We start from the raw sequence: 21,536 nt of genomic DNA, 5'->3' as shown, positions 1-21,536 counted from the left end.
AGCCCTCCAGGGATCGCGCGACGGCCGGAGGGCTCCTTCGAGGGCTCCGCTGCGCTGCGCCGCCTCAGGATGAGGGGGGATTGGATCGCCGGTGGATTGCACCGTCCCCCAACCCATGCTGCAACCAGGCATGAGCGCCCCGATCCTGACCCTCGCCGAGACACGCGACTTCCTCGACCGGGAATTCCCGCAGATGCAGGCCGGCGGGCGGGCGTTCCATCTCGAGGCGGTGGGGACGCTTTCGGCGCGGATGCGGATGGAGGGACAGGAACGGTTCCTGCGACCGGGCGGTACCGTGTCGGGGCCGGCCATGATGGCGCTGGCCGATTACGTGCTCTACGCGGCGATCCTGGCCAATATCGGCCCGGTGGCGCTCGCGGTGACCACCAGCCTGACCTTCAACTTCCTGCGCAAGCCTGCCCCGGGCGACCTGGTAGCGGAATGCCGGCTGCTCAAGCTCGGGCGGCGCCTGGCGGTGGGCGAGGTGGGGATCACCGCCCCGGGCAGCGCCGACCTCGTCTGCCACGCCACCGGCACCTACGCGATCCCGCCCGAACGCGGTTAGGCGCCCGGCCGCGCCTCGGTGAGCCGGGCGGCGTAGCGGGCGATCAGGTCGACCTCGAGGTTCAGCCCGTCGCCGGCGCGCCGCTCGCCCCAGGTGGTGACCTGCAGGGTGTGGGGGATCAGCAGCACCGAGAAGACGTCGCCGTCGACGCTGTTCACCGTGAGCGAGGTGCCGTCGAGGCAGACTGAGCCCTTCTCGGCGATGAAGCGCGACAGGCCCGCGGGGGCGCGCAGCGTGAAGCGGTCGCTCGGCCCCCACGCGCCGGCCGTGACGCTCTCGCGCTCCAGGATCTCGGCGACGCCGTCGACATGGCCGGTGACGAGGTGGCCGCCGAGCTCGTCGCCGATCTTCAGGGACCGCTCCAGGTTGATGCGCGCCCCGGCCACCCAGCGGCCGACCGTGGTCCGCGCCAGGGTCTCGGCGGCGGCGTCCACCGCGAAGACGCAGCCGCCCTCTTCCGGCTCCACCGAGACCGCCGTCAGGCACGGGCCCGAGCAGGCGATCGAAGCGCCGAGCGCTATGGTGGCCGGGTCGTAGGAGGTGTGGATCGTGATCCGGCGCAGGTCGCCCTCGCCCGCGACCGAGACGATGGTGCCAACGTCGCTGACGAGACCGGTGAACATCTCTAAACAACCTTCTCGTAGGTGGCGGCCTCGTCGGGGCCGAGCTGCAGCCGCTCGGCCAACCGGAAGTTTTTCGGGTCTGCCAGCGCAGCGGTCAAATCCGGGCCCAGCGCCTTCAGGCCGCCCACGGCTCCGAGTTCGGCCGGCCCCGTGACCAGCGTGCAGGCCTCGATCAAATCGGCCCGCGCCAGGGCATCGGCAAGGCGTGGGCCGCCCTCGCTGCACAGCCGCGTCAAACCGCGCTCCCCGAGATACGCCAGCGCATTCGGCAGGTCGACGCGGCCGGCCACATCCGCCGGCAGGATGCCGATCTCGACGCCGAGCGCCTCCAGGGCCCGGCGGGCATGGGCCGGGGCGGAGCGGGTGGTCAGCACCAGGGTGGCGGTGTCCCGGGCGGTCCGGGCGAGCACGCTGGCCGGCGAGAGCATCAGGTGCGAATCGATCACGATCCGCACGGGCGAGCGGGCGCCGAGACCCGGCAGACGCACGGTCAGGGACGGGTCGTCCGCCCGGGCGGTGCCGATGCCGATCAGGATCGCGTCGGCATGGGCCCGCCAGAGATGCACGGCTCCGTCGGCCACCGGGCCGGTGATCCGCAGGCGCTCCGGGCCGGCGCTCGCGCAGAAGCCGTCGCGGGTGCGGGCGAGCTTGAGGTGCACCGCCGGCCTCCCGCGGGTCACCCGGGTGATGTGGCCGATATGGTCGCGGGCCGCGATATCCCGCATCAAGCCGGTCTCGACGGTGACGCCCCCTCGGCGCAGGAGGGCGTGGCCCCGACCGGCCACCCGCGAATCCGGATCCTCCACGGCGCTGACCACCCGGGCGATCCCGGCGGCCAGGATCGCGTCGGTGCAGGGGGGCGTGCGGCCGTGGTGGGAGCACGGCTCCAGGGTGACGTAGAGGGTCGCGCCCCGTGCGGCCGCCCCGGCCTCGGCCAGCGCCAGGGGCTCCCCATGTGGTCGTCCCCCCAGCGCCGTCGCCCCTGTCCCGAGGATCCGGCCGGTGCCGGGCTCGACCACGACGGCGCCGACCGATGGGTTCGGCCAGGTGGTGCCGAGCCCGCGGCGTCCGAGCGCCAGGGCGAGGCGCATGAAGCTGGCATCGTCGCTCATGAGCGGACGGCCCGGCGGCGGGGCGGGGCCTCGGGCCCCGGCTCCTCGGGATCAGGCGACGGGTCGGCCTCGGCCCCGACGGCGAGCAGGCCATCGCCCAGGGTGCCGAGCAGGGCCTCGAAATCCTTGGCCTCGCGGAAGTTCTTGTAGACCGAGGCGAAGCGCACATAGGCGACGTCGTCGAGGCCTTTCAGCCCGGCCATCACCAGCTCACCGATCGCCTCGGAGGTCACCTCGGGCTCGCCCGCGCTCTCGAGCTGCCGAGTGATGCCGCTGACCAGCCGCTCGATCCGCTCCGGGTCGACGGCGCGCTTGCGCAGGGCCACGTCTATGGAGCGCTGGAGCTTGTCCCGGTCGAAGGGCACGCGCTTGCCCGAGCGCTTGAGCACCACGACCTCGCGCAGCTGCACCCGTTCGAAGGTGGTGAAGCGGCCGGCGCAATCCGGGCAGACCCGGCGGCGGCGGATCGCGGCGCCATCCTCGGAGGGCCGGGAATCCTTCACCTGCGTCTCGGAGCCGCCGCAATAGGGACACCGCATGGGATCTGTACTCGACGCATGGAAACGGCCGCGGACCGGTCTGGTCCGCGGCCGTTTCCTAGACTACGCGCCGGCGGGCCGGAAGGCCGCCGGGCACAGGCTTCAGCCGTAGATCGGGAACCGGTCGGTCAGCGCGTGGACGCGGCTCTTCACCGAGGCCTCGACCTCCGGATCGCCGGCCTCGCCCTTGGCCACCATGCCGTCCAGCACCTCGACGATGAAGCCGCCGATCTGCTTGAACTCGGCGACGCCGAAGCCGCGCGAGGTGCCGGCCGGGGTGCCCAGGCGGATGCCCGAGGTGATGGTCGGCTTCTGGGTGTCGAACGGCACGCCGTTCTTGTTGCAGGTGATGTCGGCCCGCGAGAGGGCGGCCTCGGCGGCCTTGCCGGTGAGGCCCTTCCGCTGCAGGTCGACCAGCATCAGGTGGTTGTCGGTGCCGCCCGAGGTGATGTCGTAGCCGCCGGAGATCAGGGTGTCGGCGAGCGCCTTGGCGTTCTCCACCACCTGGCGGGCGTAGATCTTGAACTCGGGCTTCAGGGCCTCGCCGAAGGCGACCGCCTTGCCGGCGATGACGTGCATCAGCGGGCCGCCCTGGAGGCCGGGGAAGATCGCCGAGTTGAACTTCTTGGCCAGCGCCTCGTCGTTCGTCAGGATCATGCCGCCGCGCGGGCCGCGCAGGGTCTTGTGGGTGGTGGTGGTGACCACGTGGGCGTGCGGGAAAGGCGACGGATGCACGCCGGCCGCGATCAGCCCGGCGAAGTGGGCGGCGTCGACCATGAAGTAGGCGCCGACGGAATCGGCGATCTCGCGGAACTTGGCGAAGTCCCAGTGACGCGGGTAGCCGGAGCCGCCGGCGATGATCACCTTCGGCTTGTGCTCCTGCGCGAGCTGGGCGACCTGCTCCATGTCGATGCGCTGGTCATCCCGGCGCACGGTGTAGGAGACCGGCTTGAACCACTTGCCCGAGACGTTGGGCGGGGCGCCGTGGGTCAGGTGGCCGCCGGCCGCGAGGTCGAGGCCCAGGAAGGTGTCGCCGGGCTGCATCAGGGCCAGGAACACACCCTGGTTGGCCTGCGAGCCCGAATTCGGCTGCACGTTGGCGAAGCCGCAATCGAACAGGCGCTTGGCGCGCTCGATGGCGAGGTTCTCGGCGATGTCCACGAACTGGCAGCCGCCGTAGTAGCGCCGGCCCGGATAGCCCTCGGCGTACTTGTTGGTCAGCACCGACCCTTGAGCCTCCAGCACGGCGCGGGAAACGATGTTCTCCGAGGCGATCAGCTCGATCTCGTGCTGCTGGCGGCCGAGTTCCTTCGAGACCGCCTCGGCGATCTCGGGATCGGCCTCGGTCAGCGGGGCGGCAAAGAAGCTGTTCGAGAAGTGCTTGTCGGCGGCGGTACCGGCGCTCATGGTCTGCCTCTGTTCTGGTAGGGGCGGGGCCCGGCCTTTCGTCGGCGTGCACGGGCGGGCATTCGAGCGGGATTCCTACACGGGCCGGCCCGTGCCGCCAAGCACAGGCATTTTGGATCGGCGCAAAGAATAATTTGCCGCAGGTGAGCGCAAGCTGGCCGACTTGAGCCGGCAGGCAGCCTCCCTCTGACGCGATCGAATCGCTTGACAAAAGGAAGCTAATCCTAGAATAAAACATGAACAAACTTTTAGCGAGTCGTGCTGCCATGTGGCGTGCTGATCGAGATTGGAGCTTGGATCATCACATCGCTGGGCTTCGCGTTAGCCTTGCGTTCATTGCTCTGGCTATTCTCGAGATAAAAGCTGGCTTCCGGCAGGATTAACCGAGAAACGATAAAGGCCGATGGTCTGGCGGCGGCGGATCGATCATTGTCACGCAAAAAGACAGCACTGGCGATCCGCGAATCGATGCAAAGACAGATCAGATTCTCGATGTTCTGAAAGAGGTCATCGAGAGCAGCGATCCCGGGCAGGGAGCTCTTTACGGCATTGAGATCCACGCCAAGGCTGCGGCGCGCATGCGAGAACTCGATCTTCCCGGCATCGGGAAGCATGGCGTAGAACAGAGCTTCAGCGCTGGCGATACCGTGCGTTACGGTTTGGATGGGAGCGTCCGGACGGATATTATATACCGCGATGGCAGAACCAGCGCCGCACCCATTAGGGCGATCTGGGATCTCAAGACCGGTCGAGCGAGACTGACGTCAAAACGAGTTGGCGAATTGAGGGACGCCGTCGGCGTGGATGGCAGCGTTCCTGTCATCGAACTTCATATCGATCGCGGCATCACCGTAAAAAACCATATGTTTTACAATTTTATTATTGGGGCAGCACACGCATGACCATGGAAGCCTATGCCCTTTGCACGCAGCCCATTTCCAGCATCTCGGAATGGCAGGCCGCCATCGATGCGATAGGATTCGACTTGAAGCTCGAAGCAGATCAAATTCCGCCAGCCGTATCAGGTCACCTTCCCGCCACATGGCAGGGGCGTGAGGCAGGCTTCGAGTGCTCGGTCATTCCGTTCTCCGACTTGGCGGAGACCTACCCCGAAACGGATTTCGGGGGACCATGGGCCTGCGCGTACGCCTTCTATTTCGCGACGTTCCCGGCCTGCGCGGGGACCTGGATCGCGATTGCCGCCGGTCTCAGGCTAACGGGCGGGATCGCCTTCGACCCGCAGGAGGACAAACTGCTGACTGCTGAGGCCGCAATTCGCTATGCCCACGACACGGTGGCTAGCATCGCAAGGCTCGAGGCGCAGTTCAGCAGAAACACGTCCCTCTGAGTCCGGATCGGGCGAACGTCGCCCGCGATCAGGAGACGAGATTCGTCTCCACCAGCACCGTCTCGGTCTCGAACGCGGCGGCATGCCACGTCCCGGCGGGGAAATGGAACACGCTGCCGGCGGCGAACGGCTTGCGGCCCTGCTCGGTCTCGAGGAAGCCGGAGCCGGAGATCACCTGTACGAACTGCTCGTGATCGTGGCTGTGGCGCCCCGCCGCGACGCCCGCAGGCACCACGACCTGCACGAGGCTCGCCCCGGCGCCCGGGATCGTGCGCTTGGCGACGCCATTGGCGGCGAAGGTTTTTTCGCGGTCGTCCCAGGCGGTCAGGTGGTCGGTCATTGGGGGCATCTCCTTCGCCGCGGGAGATGCGTCCCGGCCGCACCGGGTCAACCGGCGCCGTATCGCCACCCGTGCGTCAACCGGTCCCGCCCTCGGGGCCGCGGCCGCGCCGGGACTTGGGCGGGCTCGGCTCGGGCTTCGGCGGGGTGGGGGCCGCTGGCTTGCCCGAGGACGGCCAGAGGGTCTCGAACAGCTCCTGCATCGCCCGGATGTTATGGCCCTGCACCTCGGCGCCGGTGCGCATCATCTGCTCGATCATCGCGGAGCCGGCCTCGCCGGCCTTCTCCCCGGCGGTCTTGGGAGCGGGCTTCGGCGGCGGGGCCGGGGCCGCGGTGGCGCCGGGCATGAACGCCTTGGCCATCTCGCCCCAGGCGGGGCCGAACGGGAACGGCACAGGGGGCGGGGGCGCCGCCGGCCGGGCCTGGGCGGGCTCCGCCTGGGGCTGGTTGAGCATGACGTGGACGATGCTGGCCACCACGGCGCCTGCCATCATCGGCAGCATCTGGCGCAGCACCTGCGCGCCGACGCCGCTGGTGGCCGAGGCCTGGCGCAGCACCGCCTGCATCAGCTGGGCCGAGCCGAACATCTGGGTCAGGGCTTCGAGCCCCTGAGGCGCGGCGGCGCGGGCGACCTCAGGCATGCCGAACATCCGGGCGAAGGCGTTCGGGTCGAGGCCGGCGCCGCGCTGGAGGCCGAGGGTCAGGGCCGGCATCAGCGCCTCGAACGCGCGGGCGGTCTGCTCGGGGGTCAGGCCGAATTGCTGGGCCATCGCCTGGATCCCGGCCTCGCCCTGGGCCTGAAACATCTCGAGCGGGTTGAACATGACGCCTCGTCCCCGTCCCGGCCGGACCGGCCGGGACGGGCCATGGTGACCGGTTGCGCGGCGAAATACCAGTTCCCGCGCGAGGATCTTGTGCTCAGCGCGGTCCGACGGCCCGATCGGGCGGTATTGCGGGCCGCGCCCGGCTCAGCTCACCGGGTCGGGATGGGGCTGGCCGGCGGGCAGGGGCGCCTCGCGCTGCGCGGCGGCGTGGGCTTCCTCCGGGGCACGGACGCGCCGGCCCCGCGTCTCCAGCCGGTCGACGGTGCGGCGGGCGAGCAGGATGCCGGTGATGCCGAAGACCAGCGAGCCGAGGCCCATGCCGGCGACCACGCCGCGTGGCCCGTAGAGCGCGGCGCCGAGCATCGCGGGCGGCACGGTGCCCAGCGTCGCCCGGCCCCAGTTCAGCACGGTCGAGCGGATCGGGAAGCCGAGATTGTTGAAGGCGGCATTGCCCAGGAACAGCAGCCCGTTGAAGAACCAGATCGCCCCGCCGGCGAGGCAGAAGAAGCCGAACAGGTCGCGCGCCACGCCCTGCAGCCCGAACAGGGACGCCAGGGGCTCGCGGCCGAGCGCCAGGATCAGCCAGACCAGGGCCGTGTAGGCGAGCGTCACCCGGATCGCCTCACGCAGGACCCCGCGCATCCGGTCGAACCGGCCGGCGCCCCAATTCTGCGCCAGGATCGGCCCGATCGCTCCCGACAGGGCGAACAGGCCGCCGAACGCCACAGGCGTCAGGCGGTCGATCACCGCGGCCGCGGCCACCGCGTCGGCCCCGTAGCTGGCAAAGAGGCGCGCCAGGAAGGCGCTCGCCACCGAGGGCGCGAGGTTGGTCAGCACCGCCGGCCCCGCGACCCCCGCCAGCACTGGGGCGTCCGCGACCATGTCGGCGACCCGCGGCAGGCCCAGCAGCCCGTGCCGGCTGACGCCGCGCAGGCCCACCGCCACGAAGGTCGCCCGCGCCACACAGATCGTGATCGCCGCGCCCTCCACCCCGAGGCTGGCGCCGAAAATCAGCAGCGGATCGAGGAAGGCGGTGACGATGGCGCCGGCCAGCGTCACCATCATGGCCTGGCGCGCCTCGCCGACCGCCCGCAGCAGGCCGGTGAACAGCATGCCGACGGCGAGCAGCAGGTTCGACGGCAGCGTGATCGTCAGGAACAGCTCGGCCACGCGCAGCGTCTCGCCGCTGGCGCCGATCAGGCTCAGCAGCCGCTCGGACAGGGCGAAGATCAACAGGGCGATGAGCCCGGCGGCAAGGCTCGCGAGCCCCAGGGACGAGCTCGACAGGCGCCGCGCCGCCGCGCGATCGCCCGCGCCCACCGCCCGCCCGACCAAGGCGCCCGCGGCGATCATCAGGCCGATATTCACCGCGGTGGCGAAGAACTGCACGATCGCCGCGAAGCCGATCGCCGCGGTGAGCTTCGGGTCGCCGAGCTTGGAGACGTAGAACAGCGACAGCAGATCGACCACGAAGATTGCCATCAGCCCCACCGAGCCGGTGGCGGCCATCACGACCACGTGCCGGAGGATCGAGCCGGTGACGAACCGGCCCGCCTGGGCCGGGGATGCGCTGTCAGGCATCGGGACGGTCACGCATCCCGGGCGGTGCCTTCCGATTCCAGCTCGGGCTCGTGATCGACCTCGATCTCGGCCGGCTCCTGCGGGGCGGGGGCGGGCTTCTCGAGGAGCCGCTCGGCCGCCTCGCGCCGGTCATTGCCGATCAGGTCGCGGGTCTCGGTGCTCAAGGCGCGGGCCGGGCGGACCGGCTCGGTCAGCGGCTCGGGCTTCAGCTCCGCCGCGGCGCCGCGCATCCAGCCGGCGCCCTCCGGCAGGGCGCCGGCCTGCTGCAGCACGAGCCGGGCGATGTCGCGCTTGCGCACGTCCTCGGCCCGCGCGGCGGCGACCTCGGGCGACAGGCCGAGTCCCTCCAGTGCCGCCCGCCCGAAGGCGAGGGCTGATTCCGCGGTCTCGCGGATCTGGTAATCCACGTCCCGGTTCATCAGCTCGACGGCGTGCAGGCGGTCATAGGCGCGCACGAAGGTGCGGACGTTCTGGAATTCCTCGTGCACGATGTCGACGATCTTGAGCGCGCCGGCGCGGTCGTCCACGCAGATGCAGACCAGCTCGACCCGGCCGATCCCGGCGGCGCGCAGCACGTCGAGGCGGGTGCCGTCGCCGTAATAGATCCGGAAGCCGAAGCGCGAGGCCGCGCGCAGCTGCTCCACGTCCTTGTCGATCACCGTCACCGGGATCCCCTCGGCGAGCAGCACCTGGGTCAGTACCTGCCCGAACCGGCCGAAGCCGATCACCAGCACCCGCGCCTCGCCGCTCTCGGCGAGCTCCGCCGACGGCTCCGACACGTCGACCTGCTCGCGGGCGGTGCGGCGCTCGATCAGCTTGTCGAGGCCCTTGGCCGCGATCGGCCCGATCAGCATGGTCAGCGCCGCGAGCGCCACCGCGAAGCGCGTCGCCGTGGGGCCGGTGAGCCCGAGATCCTCCGCCTGCGGCAGCAGCACGAAGGCGAATTCGCCCGCCGGGGCCAGCACGGCCGCGCCGCGCAGCGCCCCGAGGGTATCCGAGCCGAACAGCCGGAACAGGCCCGCGACGAGCGCGACCTTGACCAGGATCGCCCCGAGCGTCGCCCCGAACAGGGCCGGCCAGACCTCCCGCACCAGGCTGCCGTCGATCGACATGCCGACGCTCATGAAGAACAGGCCGAGCAGCATGCCGCGGAACGGCTCGATCTCGGCCTCGAGCTGGTGGCGGAAATTCGATTCGGCGAGCAGGATGCCGGCCAGGAACGCGCCCATCGCCATCGACAGGCCGACCTGCTCCATCAGCAGCGCGGTGCCGAGCACCACGAGCAGCGCCGCCGCGGTCATGACCTCGCGGGCGCCGCTGGCGGCGAGCAGCCGGAAGAACGGGTTGAGGCCGTAGCGGCCGACCAGCACCACCGCCAGGATCGCCGCCACCGCCTTGCCGGTGGAGATCGCCGCCGCCCCGAGCCAGGGGCCGCCGGTGGCGTGCCCCGCCGTGGCGAGCAGCGGCATCAGCGCCAGGATGCCGACCACCGACAGATCCTGGAACAGCAGCACCGCGAAGGCCCGGCCCCCGTAGGCGCTGCCGAGATCGCCCCGTTCCTCCAGGAGCTGCAGCGCCACCGCGGTGGCCGACAGGGCGAGCGCGATGCCGATCACCGAAGCCGCCCCGAGGCTGAGCCCGGCGGCCAATCCGACGCCGCCCAGAACCAGCGCGCAGGCGACGAGCTGCGCCGCCCCCAGGCCGAAGATGTCGCGCCGCATCGAGACGAGCTGCGACAGGTGCAATTCCAGCCCGACGATGAACAGCAGCAGCACCACGCCGATCTCGGCGACGCTGGCCGCGGTGTCGGGCTCGGCGATCAGCGACAGGCCGGAGGGGCCGATCAGCACGCCGGCCACCAGGTAGCCCAGCACGGCGCTCTGGCCGATCAGCCGGAACACCGGCACGCCGATCACCGCGGCCGCCAGGAAGGTCAGGACCGGCGGCAGGAAGCTCGCATGTTCGACGGGGCTCGCCATGCAGGTCTTCTCGGCGGATATCTTCGGGTTCGTGGGCGCAGCCCCGGCTTAGCGCGCGCGGCGCCGCGATGCGAGATGTGCAGGGGTGCCGTTCGGCACAAGCGGGCCCTGAAGTCCAAGAAGACACGGTGCCTGGGCCGTCTGACGCCGGGCCCTGCAACACCGTAAAGCTGCGGTCGGTTCAGGTGCTTGAGCATATGATCGGCGAGCCATCGAGCTGTGGCGGTCGCGATCTCCTATTTCGATGAGAAACTCGTCTATCCGGACGGCGCGATCGTCCAGATGCGCATATGGCAAGCGCCCCAACCAGTCCGGGGCGTAACGCACGGGTTCAAATATTCGCTGTTCTACGGACGACCCGGTCTCCGGATCCTGGCCTACGACAACGAGGCCGGAAAAGGCGATCACGTTCATCGCCTCCACGATGAGACGGCTTACACGTTCGTATCTGTCGAACGGCTCGTGGCCGACTTTCTCGCTGAAGTCCCTCTCCTACGCGGAGGCGCATCATGACGGATCACGTCAAAGTCGTAATTGGCGGCACGGCCGAGGATATGGGGCACCGCTTCATCGCGCGCTGGAAGCAGGTGGAAGCCGGCGATCAGGCGCCGGCAGAGTCCGTCTTGATCTTCAAGGATCTGAAGACCTTTAAGAGCCTCATCTCGGACCAGCGCGTGGCCCTGCTGGAAGCGTTGTTCAAGTTCGGCAGCGCGCGGTCGATCCGGGCGCTGGCGAAGACCCTGGATCGGGATTATCGACGGGTCCACGACGAGGTGCGGGCCCTGATCGATGCAGGCTTGATCAGGCAGGAGGACATGACGCTCTGGCCGGCCGTGAAAGAAGTCCGGCTCTCGCTCAGCTTCGCACCGGAGGATGGCGCCGATCGTCGGGCTTCGTGATGCATCGAACCTTTCAAGGCGCGTCCCAAGCCACCCGCCACGCGCCCGGGATCACCCCAGCAGCCGCGACCGGGCCCGGCGCGAGCCGTCGATGAACTCGAAGCCACCGGCCGCGCTCAGCATGTGCAGGCGCGAGCCCGGCCAGGCCGCCCCGGGGCCGAGGCGGGTCTCGACCCGCTGCTCGTAGCCCTCCGCGTCGAGCCGCAGGATCCGGGCGAGGCCGAGCGCCGCGCCGTAGCCCCGGCGGCAATCCTGCACGGGCCGGATCAGGGCGCCGTCGCGGGCCACGATCGGCCCGGCCGCCCGGGCCGAGCCGACATCGATCAGCACCGGGTTGCGCGGATGCGGCGTCCAGGGACCGCGGAAATGCGGCGCGCGCCAGAGATGCAGGGTGTCGGAATAGCTGCCCCCGCCCGCCCGGACGGTGGCGAACATCCACCAGCACCCGTCGTGGTGCAGCAGCGTCGCGTCGCCCGCCACCACGTGGTCGACCAACACCGCCTCGTGGACCCAGCCCCCCGGGAAGGCGGTGGCCCGGTACAGGTCGATCGTGCCCGAGGCGTGGGATTCCGGGATCATCCAGACCGCCCCGTCCGCCTCGAACACGAACGGGTAGGAGAGGTGGGTCTCGAGCTCCAGCACCGGCTCCGGGCGGCCGCGCGGGCCCGTCGCGTCGAAGCCGAGGGCGGAGATCACGCCCTTGCCGCGGCGATAGTCGAATTCCTCCACGAACAGGGTCACGGACCCGCCGTGCGCGATCGCGAACGGGTCGGCGTAGAAGCGCCGTCCGTCATCGGGCAGGTCGGTCCAGCCGCCCTCGGGGTGGCGGCGCAGGTCGATCAGGTCCGGGCCGACGATGCGCCGCCAGCCGACCCGCCATTGCGGGCTGTGGAAGCAGAGCGCGTAGAGCCGGCGGGCGATCTGCCGGGCCAGCCCGCTGGCCGCGCGCCGGCTGACGCCGAGGCCGCCGAGGTCGAAGGACGCCTGCCGCTGTAGGGCCGTTTCGGTCCCGTCCGGTAGGTGCGTCGAGGCGGCGCCGTCGAGCGCCGCGGCGATCAGCGTGATGCTCCGGGCGAGGTAATCCTCGAAGGCGATCAGCATCACCGTGTGGGATTCCGCGCCGAGGCGCCCGACCGCCACCGGGATTCCGTCCGGCCCCCGCAGGGCCGCCACCGGGGCGCGCCCGGCGAACAGGGCCGCGAGCAGGCCGGCCTCCCCTGGCATGCCGTCGAAATCGAGCCGCCAGACCGGCCGTCCCCGGTCCGCGACCGCGTCGGATTCGGCCTGGCCACCGGAGAGATCGAGGACGAGGTCGGGTTCGCCCGCCGCGACCTCCGCCCCGTAGGCCCCGAACGCCATCGGCTCGGCCGCCGTGGCCAGGCCAGGACGGGGCAGGCCATGAATCGCCGCTTCCAGGCGGAACAGCAGCTCGGCATTGGGCGGCAGGCCGTGCGCGCCCAGGACCCATTCGACCTGGAGGCGCCGGTCGGGCCGCTGGCCGAGCTGGTCGAGAAGGCGGATGTGCCAGCCGCGCAGGGTCCGACGGTCGAGGCGCACGGTCATCTGCCGCGCCACCGGCCGGCTGTCGAGCGTCCGGGGCTCCGGCCAGACCGGTCCGCGGCCGGTCCCGACGGCCGGCTGATCCGCGCCCCCGATCGAGCGCTCCATCAGGCGGACGACGCTGTCGGTCTTCGCTGAGGCGGCGTCCCGAAGGCTGGCCGTCCCGGTTCGGAGGGCGGGGGTCCCGTGCGGCGTGTCGAATCCCGTAGCGACGCTCACCGCGAATCCAGACCTTGAGGAACCTCGAAGACGACCGACGATACGGTCGTCGCCTGAACGAATGCTATCGCTCTGCGACGCAATCAAACAAGTCCGGCCGCCTCTCCACCGTTCCGGGCGGTTAATCCGGATCGGAGTCTGTTGATAAACAAAAACACCGCGCTTCACCCATCGCGATAACCCGTCGCCACGCGGCCGTGATACCATGCCGCGCGGCCATCCCGGCGCAAAGCGGGAACTCGCGGATTGGCTTGGCGGTTCGCCCGTTAGACGTGATGCGGAGACACGACATGACACGCAAGATGATGCCGTTGGCCGCGATGCTGCTCATCGGCCTCCCGAGCGCGGCCTTCGCCTGGGGCGGCGGTGGCGGTGGCGGTGGTGACAGCGGCAGCGGGCTCTCGCCCTACGCGGCGCTGAGCGGCAACGATCGCTCGGCCGGCGTCAACAACGGCAATTACCGCGATCCGGCCCTCGACCCCTATATCCGGGCCTATGACCCCGAGGCCGCGGCCCGCGCCGCGACGCCCCCGGCCGCCCAGCCGCGCCTGCGCATGCGGCCGTATTACGGGTATCCGTACTGAGCGACCTCGTGCCTGCCGGACCCCCGATCGGGTGGCCCGGCGGGCGCGTCAGGACCGTTCTGAGCCGGCTGCCTTGACCTTCTTGAGCACCCAATGGCCGCCGGACGGCTTGCAGCCGGTGCCGCGTACGAAGCGACTGCGGCCGGGGCCGATCACCGAGGCCAGGAAGTTCCGGCAGATCAGGTCGTCCGCCACGTAAGGCAGGCCGGTCGGGTTGACCGCTCCGTGCAGGCCGGTCTCGGGGTTGTCCCACTTCACCGGACGGCCGTTGCCCTGGGGATCCAGGGCGACCGACAGCGCTGCGCGGGCCCGCCGCCAATCCTCTTCGCCGAGATCGTTGCCGAAGCTCGCCGGCCGCTTCTCGATGCTGCCGGTGACCACGGGCTCCTCGGCCACGGGCGGCGCGGCCGCCGCAGGCTCGCCCCGGAAGACGAGCAGCGGCTGGCTGCAGCTGCACAGGACCATTGCCAGCGACAGAGCTGCCATCGCCACAGGGACGCGCAACCGTCGACTTGGCTCTTTACACGCGCATCGCCGCATTACACCTGACTCACGACGGGCTATCCGCTCGACCGAACATGCCGATGTCGGTGCCCCCTCAGGCCCTTGACGCGGCAGGCAGGAGTCTTGCCGTGGATCAGTTAAGGACCGATGACCCGAAGGCCGGCGCGCCTGCCCCGACCTCGGACTTTACCCTGAGCGACGACCCGTTCGCGCTGTTCGCCGTCTGGATGCGCGAGGCGGAGGCCGCCGAGCCGGAGGATCCGAACGCGATGGCGCTGGCCACCACGGGCTCGGACGGACTGCCGGACGTGCGCATGGTCCTGCTGAAGGGCTTCGATGAGCGCGGCTTCGTGTTCTACACGAACGTCCAGTCCGCCAAGGGCGAGGAGCTGGCCCAGAACCCACAGGCCGCCCTGGTGCTGCACTGGAAGAGCCTGCGCCGGCAGGTCCGCGCGCGCGGGCCGGTCTCGCCGGTGACGCCGGAGGAGGCCGATGCCTATTTCGAGAGCCGCCGCCGGGAGAGCCGCCTCGGCGCCATCGCCAGCCAGCAATCCCGCCCGCTCGCCGACCGTGCCGCACTGATGGCCGAGGTGACCGAGCTCGCCGCTCGCTACGAGAACGGCCCGATCCCCCGGCCGGAGCACTGGACCGGCTTCCGCATCGCCCCGGTGTCGCTGGAATTCTGGCAGAACGGCGATTACCGCCTGCACGACCGGGTCCGGTTCACCCGCGCCGGCGACGGCTGGAGCCGCGCGCGGCTGTATCCGTAGCCGAAGTCTTGGTTTCACACGATCCGAGACCTTGTGCGGGTGCAGGGCAGAGCCCTGCGAACCTCGTGGGCTCCGCCCCCGAACCCCGCCACAGCGCTGAGCCCTTTGGGAACCCTTGAAACGAAGAGAGCCCCGGCGGGGGCCGGGGCGCTCAATCTTGATCGGTGACGTGCGACGAGGCTCAGGCCTCCTCGCCGTCCTTCTTCTCGCCGTCCTCGGAAGCCTCTTCGGCCTTCTCCTCGGCGGACTCGGCCGACTGCGCCTCGGCGATCGCGGCCTCCTCGGCCTCGACCTCGGCACCCAGCACGGTCGGCGGGACGATGTTGGCGACCGGGTCGGTCGGCTCGCCGGTGTGGCTGCCGGCCGGGATCTTGATGTCGGCGACGTGGATCACGTCGCCGATCTCGCGGCCGGTCAGGTCGACCTCGATCGCGTCCGGGATCTGGTCCGGGGCGACCTCGAGGGTCAGGGTGTGGGCGACGATGTTGAGGGTGCCGCCGAGCTTCTTGATGCCGGGGGCCGCGGCCTCGTTGATGAAGTGCACCGGCACCTCGACGGTCACGGTCTGACCGGAGACGACGCGCAGGAAGTCGACATGCAGCGGCACGCCGCTGACTGGATCGAGCTGGAAGTCGCGCGGGATCGCCCGGACGGTCTTGCCGCCGGCCTTGATCTCGAACAGCGTGGTCTTGAAGCCGCCGGCATAGATCAGCGTGCGGGCGCGAACGAGGTCGATGGCGATGGATTGCGGCGGCTGGCCGCCTCCGTACACGACGGCGGGAACTTGACCCTGGCGACGAACGGCCCGGGCGGCCCCCTTGCCGACCCGGTCGCGTGCCACGGCCTCAAGCGTCTTGACTGCGCTCATGGCGTGATCCTTCAAAAGATGGCTGGACCCGAAAAACGAAAAAGCCGCCCGACGCGGACGGCTATAACCTTCCCGGTGCGCCCCTGCCTCCAAGGGTGTCGGGGGGCGCGCCGTGCGCATACACGGACGGGGGCAGATTGGCAATGTTCGGGTTGGGCCGTCACGCAGCCGCGACGCCGCGGCGGAGAATGCCGGGCGCTTCTTTCCGGCCTGGCCGCTCCGGTCGGATAAGGCGCCGCGATATCCTCTATCTCATCGTCCGCCAACTACTACAGCGCGCTACGGGACTTGTATGACCTGCGCCGAGCCGCGGGATCGAACGTGAAGTTTCGCGTGACTCCCATAAATTTTTACGACAGCAGGTCCTGAAGTCGAGATGTCTGCATCCTCGCGCGGTGCGATGTCGATTTCACCGCTGCCGCGAATCTGAACCGACGCACGCTGGGTCTCAAGCTTGCTCAGATCTACGCGCGCCGGACCGCTGCTTCTGAGCACGACGTCTTTGACATATCCGTCTGCTGTGACGCTTCCGGTGCCATGACTTGTGATCTTCAGTGTGTCTTGGCTGATAGTATTTAGATTAAGCCGTCCCGGACCATTCAGCGTCCATGCTGTGACCGAGGGACCCACGATGTGTACGACGATATCGGCGGGATTTGCGCAGGGGCGATAGTCTTCTCTGTCCCACATGAGTTTACTGTCGCGCATGCGTACATGGCTTATAACATCTGAGTTCCCAATTACTATAGCACTAAATTTCGCGCTTGTCTGGTATTCAACTTGAACTGGAATATTGATATTGATGGAGCTGCCTCCGCTCCATCCGAGATCGACGCTAGTGCGAGACGCGCTCACGTTCGGCTCATTCGAGCCGTCGCAGGTCGAGTGGCGGTCCTGAGGCTCGGCCTTCGCGAATGTTTCGATGCTGAGCAGAAAGTTAGATGCAGAAACAATGTAAAATAATAAGGCGGCTTGCGTGAGATGCATAGTCATCAATTGTCTCCGAAATTCGATTTTGCCCTTCTGTGGGCCAATAATTGCCTAGTTCTCGATGAATGGTTTCGCTGCAATCGAGAGCGTGGGGGGAATTAATGAACATCGATGGTCGCTGCAAATGGAAAGGAGTAAGTGGATGAGATGGCATTATCATGTCATCATGTGTCGTCGTCATGTGCTGTGATCATATGCGGGCACGAGTAAGAGGACAGGCGATCCGTGCGCACCAGCAATCGTATCACTGAAATCCACGCCGGTCTGCGGGCCCTCGACCGTGAAGAGACTGCGCTGAGTGCCATTCTGCGGCAGCGGGTTCAGGAGGCGCTCAATGATCCGCGCCCGGCGATCCCGGCTGAGCAGGTCTTGGCCGATCTACGAGCCTATCACGCCGAGCGCATAAGAGCGGCCAAGCGCGGCGCGTAGCGTACCGGTGGTCTTACCCCTACGGACGCAGCCCCGCCAGCGCCCGCCGGGCCCGGCGCCGTTGCAGCCACACGGTCAGGCCGAGGGCGGTGCCGATCACCAGGGCGGAGAAGGCGGTCGTGGTGGTGCCGAGCGCGTAAATCTCCGGCGTCGTCACCGTGGTGGTCAGGCCCTGCAGCTCCAGCGGCAGGGTGTTGCGGCCGCCGATCGCCTGGCTGGTGCGGGCGAGCTCGTCGAACGACAGGGTGAAGCCGAACAGGGCGACGCCGACCAGGGCCGGGGCCAGGATCGGCACCACCACGTGCCGCAGCGTCTGTGCTCCGGTGGCGCCGAGGTCGCGGGCGGCCTCTTCGTAGGCGGGGCTGAACCGGTTGAACACCGCGAACATGATCAGCAGGCCGAAGGGCAGCGTCCAGGTGAGATGCGCCCCCAGCGCCGAGCTGTAGAGGCCCATGAGGGTGCCGTGATCCTGCAGGAAGCCCCAGCCGGTGGCCTCCGCCAGCGCCTTGATCCCGTCGTCGAGGAGCCGGAATTCCAGCCCGATCCCGAGCGAGACCACGATCGAGGGCACGATCAGGCTCGACACCGCCAGGGCGAAGACCAGGCCGGCCCCCCGGAACCCCTTGCGGAAGGCGAGCCCTGCATAGAACGCGAGGGTGACGGTGAGTGCCATCACCACCAGCCCGAGCGTCAACGAGCGCCGGAGCGCCGCCCAGATGTCGACGACGCCGACCCCCTCCCAGAGCTTGGCGAACCAGTGGATCGAGACCCCGTTCATCGGGAAGGTCAGGCCGCCGGACGGGCCCTGGAAGCTCAAGGCCAGGATCGTCAGGGTCGGGCCGTACAGGAACAGGACGTAGAGGGCGAAAATCCCGGCGAGCCCGTAGAAGGCGAAGCTGCGCGGCCGGTCCATCTCCTACAGCTCCCTGCGCAGGTCGATCATCCGGGTGAGCCCCAGGATCATCAGCAGCACGGCGGCGAGCAGCACCACGGCGTTGGCGGCCGCCGCCGGGAATTGCAGGTAGGCCATCTGCACCTGGATCACCTTGCCGACGCTGGCGATCTGCTGCCCGCCCATCATGCCGACGGTGACGAAATCGCCCATCACCAGGGTGACCACGAAGATCGACCCGATGGCGATGCCGGGCTTGGCCAGCGGCAGCACCACGTTCCACAGGGTCTGGAACCCGGAGGCGCCGCAATCGCGCGCCGCCTCGATCAGCGACCGGTCGATGCGGGCCAGGCTGTTGAAGATCGGCACGATCATGAACACCGTGTCGAGATGCACGAAGGCCAGCACCACCGCGAAGTCGGAATAGAGCAGCCCCTCGATCGGCGCCTTGATCACCCCGAGGCTGCGGAGCGTGTCGTTGACCAAGCCGTTGCGGCCGAGCAGCGGGATCCACGAGATCATGCGGATCACGTTCGAGGTCCAGAACGGGATCGTGCAGAGCAGGAACAGGCCCATCCGCACCGTGTCCGAGCGGATGTGGAAGGCCAGGAAGTAGGCGATGGCAAAGCCCAGCGGCAGGGTGATCACCAGGGTCAGCGCGACGAATTTCAGGGTCGAGAGATAGGTCCGGACCGTCGTGCAGAGGTCGGCGGAGAGGCAGCCGTCGAACACGTCGGCGTAGTTCTGCAGGGTCAGCGCCGGGGTGATCGCGTACTCGTTGTACTCCCAGAACGACACCACCGCGGTGAGCAGCAGCGGCACGACCAGGAAGACCAGGAACACCAGGGCGAGCGGCGCCGCCTGGAGATAGGCGAGGCTTGTCCGCCGGCGCCGGGGCGCGGCCGCGATCGGCGCGGCAACGGTTTCGGCGGTGCGGGGGAGGGCGAGATCGTTCACTGGGTTGCCTGTGACGGCGGGGCGGTTTCCCTCCCCCCTCTGCGGGGGAGGGTGGCCCGCGAAGCGGGTCGGGAGAGGGGAGCAACGGTGCAGGACGGGGCAGCGGCGTTCAAAACACTCCTTCTGGACACCGCGCTCCCCTCTCCCGACCCCTGCTGACGCAGGGGCCACCCTCCCCCGCAGAGGGGGGAGGGAGCCCTATCTCGGGCATGCCCGAAATAGGGGGAAAGAGCGCGTCCAGGCACGGCGCTCACGCGGCGATGAACTCGTTCCACTTGCGCACCATGTAGGTGTTCTCGTCCATCACGGCGTTCCAGCAGGCGACCGCGCCCATGCGCTGGTCGAAGGAGCCGCCGTCGCGGGTGGCGCCGGCCTTCTCGATCAGGGTGCCGTCCGGGCCCAGGATGTCCTTCTCGGCGGGCTTGCCCTCCATCCAGAACGCCCATTCGTAGGGCTGCATGTTCTCTTTCGCGGTCTCCAGCACCGCGGAATAGTAGCCCTGGCGGTTGAGATAGGCCCCGGCCCAGCCGGACAGGAACCAGTTGATGAACTCGTAGGCCGCGTCGAGCTTCCGGCCGCTCAGCGTCTTCGGGATGCCGAAGCCCTGGGCCCAGGCGCGGTAGCCCTCCTTGAGGGGCTGGTAGGTGCAGGGCACGCCCTGGGCGCGCACCTTGGTGACGGCGGGCGACCACATCGACTGGATCACCGTCTCGCCGGAGGCCATCAGGTTCACGGATTCGTTGAAGTCCTGCCAGAAGGCCCGGAACTGGCCGGCGCGCTTGGCCTCGATCAGCACCTTGATGGTGCGGTCGATCTCGGGCTTCGTCATGTTGCCCTTGTCGCCGTAGGTGTAGTCGCCGGTGGCCTCCACCACCATGGCAGCGTCCATGATGCCGATGGACGGGATGTTCAGGATCGACGTCTTGCCCTTGAATTCGGGGTTGAGGAGATCCTTCCAGCTCTCCACCGGCCGCTTGATCAGGTCGGGCCGGATGCCCAGCGTGTCGGCGTTGTAGGTGGTCGGGATCAGGGTCAGCCACTCGGTCGGCGCGGAGGCGAAGGTCTTGGCGGTCTGGCCCTCGAGGTAGAACACCTTACGGGGCGCCGTGCCCTGATCACCGATCCGCTTCCCGTTCACCTCGCCGCGGGTGAACACGCCGGTGATCTTGTCGGCGAGCTTGATCCGCCTGACGTCCAGGCCGCTGAGGTTGCCCGACGGGATGATCTTCTTGAGGCTGAAATACTCGGTGTCGACGAGGTCGAAGGAGTTCGGCTGGGTGACCACCCGCTTGGTCACCTCGTCGGTGACCACCGGAATGTATTCGAGGGTGATCCCGAGATCCTCCTTCACCTTCCGGGCGATGTCGGCGGACTGGCTCACCGCGGTGCCGAGATAGCGCAGGGTCACGGGCTCAGCCGCGTGCACCGCCGGGAAGCCGGTCACTGGCGTTGCCGCCAGGGCCGCGGCCCCCTTCAGAAGCGTGCGCCGGCTCGGCTTCGAGAACGGGTCCATGGTCGTCTCCAACTGTCTACGCGTCGAGGCGGTGGGCGGCGGCGGCGTCCCAGCCGACCGGGATCGTGTCGCCCGGACGGAGCGGGCGGGCCGCGAAGGCGGAGTCGCTGAGCACGGCAGTCAGCGCGGCCGGGCTCTCGGCCAAGGCTTCGGGCGGCCGCTCCAGCCCGTCGGCATCGAGCCCGACATGAACGCTGGTGCCCTGGTACTCGACCGCGACCACCCGGGCCGCGAGCGCGCCGGGGCCGGCCGCCTCGCCCAGCCGCATCCGGTCGGCCCGGACGGCGATCATCCCGTCGGGCCGGCGGATCACGTTGTGGCCGCCGATGAACCGGGCCACGAAGGCGGTGGCCGGCCGCTCGAACACGGTGCGCGGGTCGGCGGCCTGCTCGATCCGGCCGGCATTCATCACCACCACGAGGTCGGAGAGCGCCATCGCCTCCTCCTGGCTGTGGGTGACGTGGATGAAGGTGAGGCCGAGTTCGGTCTGGATCCGCTTCAGCTCGACCCGCATCCGCACCCGTAGGAACGGGTCGAGCGCCGAGAGCGGTTCGTCCAAGAGCAGCACCTTCGGGCCGGTGACCAATGCGCGCGCGAGTGCCACGCGCTGCTGCTGGCCGCCCGAGAGCTGGGCCGGCAGGCGCCCGGCGAGGTGGCCCATCTGCACGAGCTCGAGCATCGCCATGGCCTTGGCCCGGCGCTCGGCCTTGCCGACGCCGCGCATCCGCAGGCTGAAGGCGACGTTGTCCCGTGCGTCGAGATGCGGGAACAGCGCGTAGCTCTGGAACATCATGGCGGTGCCGCGCTCGGCCGGCGTCGCGTCGCCCACCGCCTTCGGGCCGATCACCACGTCGCCGGCGCTGGCGCGCTCGTGCCCGCCAATCATCCGCAGGGTCGTGGTCTTGCCGCAGCCGGAGGGCCCGAGCAGGCAGCAATAGGCCCCGGACGGCACCTTCAGGTCGATGGCGTCGACCGCGGTCGCCGCGCCGTAGCGCTTGGTCAGGCCGATCAGCTCGACATTCATGCGAGGCTCC

General features: G+C 69.2%; 24 protein-coding genes. 7 read left to right on the top strand and 17 right to left on the bottom strand.

The window, feature by feature from the left end; all coding sequences use genetic code 11:
* Nucleotides 1–130 precede the first annotated feature (130 nt).
* Complete coding sequence (locus AKJ13_RS14940; RefSeq protein WP_050734043.1) at nt 131–565, top strand: PaaI family thioesterase; 435 nt, start codon at nt 131–133, stop codon at nt 563–565.
* Here the strand turns inward: AKJ13_RS14940 and AKJ13_RS14935 are convergent.
* The 5 genes from AKJ13_RS14935 to AKJ13_RS14915 form a co-directional block, all read right to left on the bottom strand.
* Entirely contained in the window at nt 562–1,188 is a 627-nt protein-coding gene (locus tag AKJ13_RS14935) for a riboflavin synthase (RefSeq protein WP_050734042.1), read from the bottom strand. The genes AKJ13_RS14940 and AKJ13_RS14935 overlap by 4 nt on opposite strands.
* Nucleotides 1,189–1,190: 2 nt before the next feature.
* Nucleotides 1,191–2,300: a bifunctional diaminohydroxyphosphoribosylaminopyrimidine deaminase/5-amino-6-(5-phosphoribosylamino)uracil reductase RibD gene (gene ribD / locus AKJ13_RS14930; RefSeq protein ID WP_050734041.1), complete on the bottom strand. Its 1,110-nt coding sequence runs from the start codon at nt 2,298–2,300 to the stop codon at nt 1,191–1,193.
* Nucleotides 2,297–2,839 carry a transcriptional regulator NrdR gene (gene nrdR / locus AKJ13_RS14925; RefSeq protein ID WP_050734040.1) on the bottom strand — a complete coding sequence of 181 codons (543 nt, stop codon included), beginning with the start codon at nt 2,837–2,839 and terminating at the stop codon, nt 2,297–2,299. Before nrdR ends, ribD begins: the two co-directional genes overlap by 4 nt.
* A gap of 102 nt (nt 2,840–2,941) precedes the next feature.
* Nucleotides 2,942–4,246, bottom strand: a complete 1,305-nt coding sequence (gene glyA, locus AKJ13_RS14920) for a serine hydroxymethyltransferase (protein WP_007560429.1) — start codon at nt 4,244–4,246, stop codon at nt 2,942–2,944.
* Nucleotides 4,247–4,494: 248 nt separating this feature from the next.
* Nucleotides 4,495–4,860, bottom strand: a complete 366-nt coding sequence (locus tag AKJ13_RS14915) for a hypothetical protein (protein ID WP_050734039.1) — start codon at nt 4,858–4,860, stop codon at nt 4,495–4,497.
* 284 nt (nt 4,861–5,144) lie between these two features.
* Between AKJ13_RS14915 and AKJ13_RS14910 the strand changes: the two genes are divergently transcribed.
* On the top strand, nt 5,145–5,594 hold the full coding sequence (locus AKJ13_RS14910; protein ID WP_050734038.1) for a hypothetical protein: 450 nt from the start codon (nt 5,145–5,147) through the stop codon (nt 5,592–5,594).
* A 28-nt stretch (nt 5,595–5,622) separates the two neighbouring features.
* Here the strand turns inward: AKJ13_RS14910 and AKJ13_RS14905 are convergent, their stop codons facing one another.
* The 4 genes from AKJ13_RS14905 to AKJ13_RS14890 all read right to left on the bottom strand — a co-directional run bounded on the left by AKJ13_RS14905 (nt 5,623) and on the right by AKJ13_RS14890 (nt 10,317).
* Nucleotides 5,623–5,934 carry a cupin domain-containing protein gene (locus tag AKJ13_RS14905; RefSeq protein ID WP_050734037.1) on the bottom strand — a complete coding sequence of 104 codons (312 nt, stop codon included), beginning with the start codon at nt 5,932–5,934 and terminating at the stop codon, nt 5,623–5,625.
* 76 nt (nt 5,935–6,010) lie between these two features.
* The gene (locus AKJ13_RS14900; protein ID WP_050734036.1) at nt 6,011–6,757 is read right to left on the bottom strand and encodes a DUF937 domain-containing protein; all 747 of its coding nucleotides are present in this window, start codon (nt 6,755–6,757) and stop codon (nt 6,011–6,013) included.
* A gap of 144 nt (nt 6,758–6,901) precedes the next feature.
* Nucleotides 6,902–8,338: an MATE family efflux transporter gene (locus tag AKJ13_RS14895; RefSeq protein ID WP_050734081.1), complete on the bottom strand. Its 1,437-nt coding sequence runs from the start codon at nt 8,336–8,338 to the stop codon at nt 6,902–6,904.
* An 8-nt stretch (nt 8,339–8,346) separates the two neighbouring features.
* Nucleotides 8,347–10,317, bottom strand: coding sequence for a monovalent cation:proton antiporter-2 (CPA2) family protein (locus tag AKJ13_RS14890; protein ID WP_050734035.1), 1,971 nt, complete (start codon nt 10,315–10,317; stop codon nt 8,347–8,349).
* A 219-nt stretch (nt 10,318–10,536) separates the two neighbouring features.
* On the opposite strand from AKJ13_RS14890, the gene AKJ13_RS14885 reads away from it, so the two are divergent.
* Nucleotides 10,537–10,830: a DUF6516 family protein gene (locus AKJ13_RS14885; protein ID WP_082316963.1), complete on the top strand. Its 294-nt coding sequence runs from the start codon at nt 10,537–10,539 to the stop codon at nt 10,828–10,830.
* Entirely contained in the window at nt 10,827–11,216 is a 390-nt protein-coding gene (locus AKJ13_RS14880) for a hypothetical protein (protein WP_050734034.1), read from the top strand. The genes AKJ13_RS14885 and AKJ13_RS14880 overlap by 4 nt, the downstream gene beginning before the upstream one ends.
* A gap of 51 nt (nt 11,217–11,267) precedes the next feature.
* Here AKJ13_RS14880 and AKJ13_RS14875 read toward each other — a convergent pair whose 3' ends face one another.
* The gene (locus AKJ13_RS14875) at nt 11,268–12,884 is read right to left on the bottom strand and encodes a formyl transferase (RefSeq protein WP_050734079.1); all 1,617 of its coding nucleotides are present in this window, start codon (nt 12,882–12,884) and stop codon (nt 11,268–11,270) included.
* A gap of 401 nt (nt 12,885–13,285) precedes the next feature.
* Here AKJ13_RS14875 and AKJ13_RS14870 point away from each other — a divergent pair, with 401 nt between their 5' ends.
* Nucleotides 13,286–13,579 (top strand): hypothetical protein, encoded by a 294-nt coding sequence (locus AKJ13_RS14870; RefSeq protein ID WP_007560405.1) that lies wholly within the window; start codon nt 13,286–13,288, stop codon nt 13,577–13,579.
* Nucleotides 13,580–13,627: 48 nt separating this feature from the next.
* On the opposite strand, the gene AKJ13_RS14865 is transcribed toward AKJ13_RS14870, so the two are convergent.
* Nucleotides 13,628–14,065, bottom strand: coding sequence for an RT0821/Lpp0805 family surface protein (locus tag AKJ13_RS14865; protein ID WP_007560403.1), 438 nt, complete (start codon nt 14,063–14,065; stop codon nt 13,628–13,630).
* Between the two features lie 146 nt (nt 14,066–14,211).
* On the opposite strand from AKJ13_RS14865, the gene pdxH reads away from it, so the two are divergent.
* The gene (gene pdxH / locus AKJ13_RS14860) at nt 14,212–14,853 is read left to right on the top strand and encodes a pyridoxamine 5'-phosphate oxidase (RefSeq protein WP_200905641.1); all 642 of its coding nucleotides are present in this window, start codon (nt 14,212–14,214) and stop codon (nt 14,851–14,853) included.
* A gap of 181 nt (nt 14,854–15,034) precedes the next feature.
* On the opposite strand, the gene AKJ13_RS14855 is transcribed toward pdxH, so the two are convergent.
* Both AKJ13_RS14855 and AKJ13_RS30440 read right to left on the bottom strand, forming a co-directional pair.
* On the bottom strand, nt 15,035–15,721 hold the full coding sequence (locus AKJ13_RS14855; protein WP_007560399.1) for a 50S ribosomal protein L25/general stress protein Ctc: 687 nt from the start codon (nt 15,719–15,721) through the stop codon (nt 15,035–15,037).
* A gap of 279 nt (nt 15,722–16,000) precedes the next feature.
* Nucleotides 16,001–16,714, bottom strand: a complete 714-nt coding sequence (locus AKJ13_RS30440; RefSeq protein ID WP_082316961.1) for a DUF2807 domain-containing protein — start codon at nt 16,712–16,714, stop codon at nt 16,001–16,003.
* 222 nt (nt 16,715–16,936) lie between these two features.
* Here AKJ13_RS30440 and AKJ13_RS30435 point away from each other — a divergent pair, with 222 nt between their 5' ends.
* A complete protein-coding gene (locus tag AKJ13_RS30435; RefSeq protein ID WP_200905640.1) occupies nt 16,937–17,140 on the top strand; it encodes a type II toxin-antitoxin system ParD family antitoxin in 204 nt (67 codons plus the stop codon).
* Between the two features lie 19 nt (nt 17,141–17,159).
* Here AKJ13_RS30435 and AKJ13_RS14850 read toward each other — a convergent pair whose 3' ends face one another.
* From AKJ13_RS14850 to AKJ13_RS14835, 4 genes are all read right to left on the bottom strand, one after another.
* Nucleotides 17,160–18,053: an ABC transporter permease subunit gene (locus tag AKJ13_RS14850; RefSeq protein WP_050734033.1), complete on the bottom strand. Its 894-nt coding sequence runs from the start codon at nt 18,051–18,053 to the stop codon at nt 17,160–17,162.
* Nucleotides 18,054–18,056: 3 nt separating this feature from the next.
* Complete coding sequence (locus AKJ13_RS14845) at nt 18,057–18,989, bottom strand: ABC transporter permease (protein ID WP_050734032.1); 933 nt, start codon at nt 18,987–18,989, stop codon at nt 18,057–18,059.
* Between the two features lie 250 nt (nt 18,990–19,239).
* Nucleotides 19,240–20,502: an extracellular solute-binding protein gene (locus tag AKJ13_RS14840; RefSeq protein WP_050734031.1), complete on the bottom strand. Its 1,263-nt coding sequence runs from the start codon at nt 20,500–20,502 to the stop codon at nt 19,240–19,242.
* 16 nt (nt 20,503–20,518) lie between these two features.
* Nucleotides 20,519–21,526 carry an ABC transporter ATP-binding protein gene (locus tag AKJ13_RS14835; protein ID WP_050734030.1) on the bottom strand — a complete coding sequence of 336 codons (1,008 nt, stop codon included), beginning with the start codon at nt 21,524–21,526 and terminating at the stop codon, nt 20,519–20,521.
* Between the last annotated feature and the right edge of the window lie 10 nt (nt 21,527–21,536).

The organism is Methylobacterium sp. ARG-1, from assembly GCF_001262595.1.
GTDB classification, from domain to species: Bacteria; Pseudomonadota; Alphaproteobacteria; order Rhizobiales; family Beijerinckiaceae; genus Methylobacterium; species Methylobacterium brachiatum.
This window is presented reverse-complemented; position numbering and strand designations above follow the sequence as displayed.